At 52.6% G+C, this 2,759-nt stretch carries 2 protein-coding genes and 1 pseudogene; 1 reads left to right on the top strand and 2 read right to left on the bottom strand.

Annotation, left to right across the window (positions count from 1 at the left end):
• Window positions 1-616, bottom strand: a pseudogene (locus tag B5F88_RS21180) (IS21 family transposase); the annotation flags it as partial.
• A gap of 162 nt (window positions 617-778) precedes the next feature.
• Between B5F88_RS21180 and B5F88_RS18925 the strand changes: the two are divergent.
• Complete coding sequence (locus B5F88_RS18925; protein WP_087936981.1) at window positions 779-1,828, top strand: hypothetical protein; 1,050 nt, start codon at window positions 779-781, stop codon at window positions 1,826-1,828.
• Window positions 1,829-1,970: 142 nt separating this feature from the next.
• Here B5F88_RS18925 and B5F88_RS18920 read toward each other — a convergent pair whose 3' ends face one another.
• Window positions 1,971-2,672, bottom strand: coding sequence for a site-specific DNA-methyltransferase (locus B5F88_RS18920; RefSeq protein ID WP_087936982.1), 702 nt, complete (start codon window positions 2,670-2,672; stop codon window positions 1,971-1,973).
• Window positions 2,673-2,759: the final 87 nt, after the last annotated feature.

Here is a 2,759-nt window from a genome sequence, read left to right as displayed (position 1 = left end):
GGACGCCCATGTACCGGAACCCGTGGAGCATACCAATAAACAGGTTTTCCTGCTTGGCGTTGGGGAAAAACTCTACGTACTGCTCACCGCAGTGGTGGCAGACCATAGCAAAGCAGGCAACGGAGTATTCTTCTCCGGCATAAGAACTGACCTTGGTAAAGCCCCAGTCCATCTGGTATGCCTCGCCAGGGCCGGTAGTGTAACGCCGCCCACGGTTTCCCTGCGGAGCAACCGCATAACGGGCAGGCGGAACAAGGTGCTGGTGGGCAGCGATATAGTCCTTCACAATGGTCTTACCACCCTGGAAACCATTTGCGCGGAGCCTGCTGAGGCACACAGCGGAGTTTGTCACTCCGGCCTTCAGCAGTCCATCCAAGATACCCGTGTAGCCGGTCAGAAGCGTGGTGCTTGCTCTCCGGCCCTTTGCGGCGTGCTCAGTATCCTCGAATCCGTGTTCCTTCATCCGGCGCAATCTGGCACGGGAAATCCCGGTACGGCGCTCCAGCTCTGCAAGGTTGATTTTCTCCAGCGAGAACTTGTCCCCCTGTTCAGCCATCATTTGCTCAATGGCCTTCGCTACAGCCGGGGACATGGCTGCAAAATTGGGTTGTTTCATCTTGTCTCCTTTCACTGGGGGCTGGCTACGCCCTCAGTGTAAAGAAACGTCTCAAATTGTAAATAACGATTGGCGATTTTCGCCCGGCCAAAATTGGCGATTTTCGCCCGGCCCGGAATGGCGGTTTTCGCCCGGCGCTAACACAGATTGGAGATGCATACGATGAAGAAATTTTTAATACTATTACTTGCTTTTGCTATGGTATGTTCTCTTGCGGCTTGCGGTGAACAGAACGATAATTCCATCAAAAACAATACGCAGCCGAACCAGACACCGCAGCCGAGCAATACACCGGCTAGTAATCAATCGTCCATGGGCGAAACTGACATAACAGACACAATCGAATTTGATGCTTCTGTTTCTTGGGCGGGCTGGTCAGACGATCCCAAAATCAGAGAATTGGCACTTAACAAGGACACATTTGAACTTAGTTCGGCTCGACATATTCCTATCTACAAGTGCGACACATTAGAGGAACTAAACGAGTTTAAAACAACATTTTCAGGCACCTTTACTATGGATGGAACTTGGGACGAAGTGCCCTCTTTTGAGGAAGTGACTGCTGATTATACGGAGGATTTCTTTATTGAAAACACCTTGCTTTTGGTCTATGTGGAGGCAAATAGTTGCACTCCTCGATTTGGGGTAGATTCTGTTTCGAAAGAGAACGGCACTCTTTCTGTCCATGTCAAATACACCTATACCCCCGAAGAAGACGACAGCGCAATGGCAGGGTGGCTATTCACTATTCCTGTAAACAACGACCAGATACAGGATTGCACTAACTTTGACGCTGTTGTTGTTTTAGAGCAGCCACCGGCGTTGACCGTGGTCAGTGATGAGACCTCTGTGGCTGCCCTATTGGGTACATATTCCTGGCAGCAAAGAAATATAGACGGAATCATTACCGATATAAGGGCCGATAGTCCACACCCTTTGGATTGCAGAGATTTGCTGTCTCCTCCGCTGGAGACAGCGGAGGCAACCGCTGCGTTGAGATTCACACAAAATCCTGATAAAATTGTAAGTATTCAATGTTGGAATGATTCATATTGGTCCATGCCATCCGCAGACGGCGAGAACATGATTTTCAATGGAAATACAATAGAGTTGAAATCAGGTGGATACATCTATGAGGTTGTAGCACGGTGGGATGATGATAACGGGTACGGGGGGACAGCTCATTATTCATTCTACATAACAGTCGAGTAAAACAAAAGTGATTGAGGGGCTTCGTCCAACCGGACGGAGCCCCTTTCTTTGTGGGCTGAAACTTCCGTCAAAACGACGGAAGTTTTCAATTTTCCTTGAAATCAACACCTTCCTTGAACTGGCAGCTACAGACAGAAGGCCGTCACGCGCCCTGAGCCAGTTCCCGCGCGATCCGTTCCTTGGACAGGGCGGCATAGGCATCCGTAATCTCGATGCCAGTGGCGGAATAGCCCTCCAGCACGGCGGCCAGCACTGTGCTGCCGGAACCGGCAAAGGGGTCCAGGATACGCCCTCCCGGCTCCGTGATCTTCACCACATCCCGCATGAGCTGCAAGGGCTTTTCCGTCAGGTGAATACGGTTCTGGGGATTGCCATACTTGAATACGCCGGGCAGACAGGGGACGGGTCTGCTGATGGGCATATCTCCGTTGGACCCCCAGACAATGTACTCGGCCTGCTGGCGGAAGCGGCCCTTCTGGGGACGGCTGTTACCTTTGTCCCAGACAGCTGTGCCGCGCCAGATCCACCCCGCCCACTGGAGTGCATCGGTGGCTGCGGGGAGTTGCCGCCAATCGATGAACATGCACACAGGGGCACCGGGTTTACAGACCTTGCGGGCGTCATAGAGCCATTCAGCGGCCCAACGGGTCCAGGATCGCTGATCCTTGGAGTCGCCGTCAAAGGGAGGGGGCGCGCTTTCTCCCATGCTGGAATATTTCTTGTCGGTAGACTTGTTTTTCTCAGCCTGGGTTCGGCCCCCGGAGGCATAGGGGGGATCGGTGATAACCGCATCGAAGGTGTTAACGCCATGCCCGATCCCCGTCCAAGTTGGCCAGAAGATGATCCCGCGTGTGCTTGAACTCGGGTCCATTCAACCCAAGGCGTACCAGCCATACCCGAAAGGTGAACAGCTCATTATCGCTTTGCGTCT

This window comes from Flavonifractor sp. An306 (genome assembly GCF_002159455.1).
Classification (GTDB): domain Bacteria; phylum Bacillota; class Clostridia; order Oscillospirales; family Oscillospiraceae; genus Flavonifractor.
Note: the sequence above shows the minus strand (reverse complement) of the source record. Positions and strands in the feature narration are given on the sequence as shown.

Bases quoted from the DNA above. Each gene is read 5' to 3' on its own strand.
- B5F88_RS18925 (WP_087936981.1), top strand. From the start codon at position 779: ATGAAGAAATTTTTAATACTATTACTTGCTTTTGCTATGGTATGTTCT.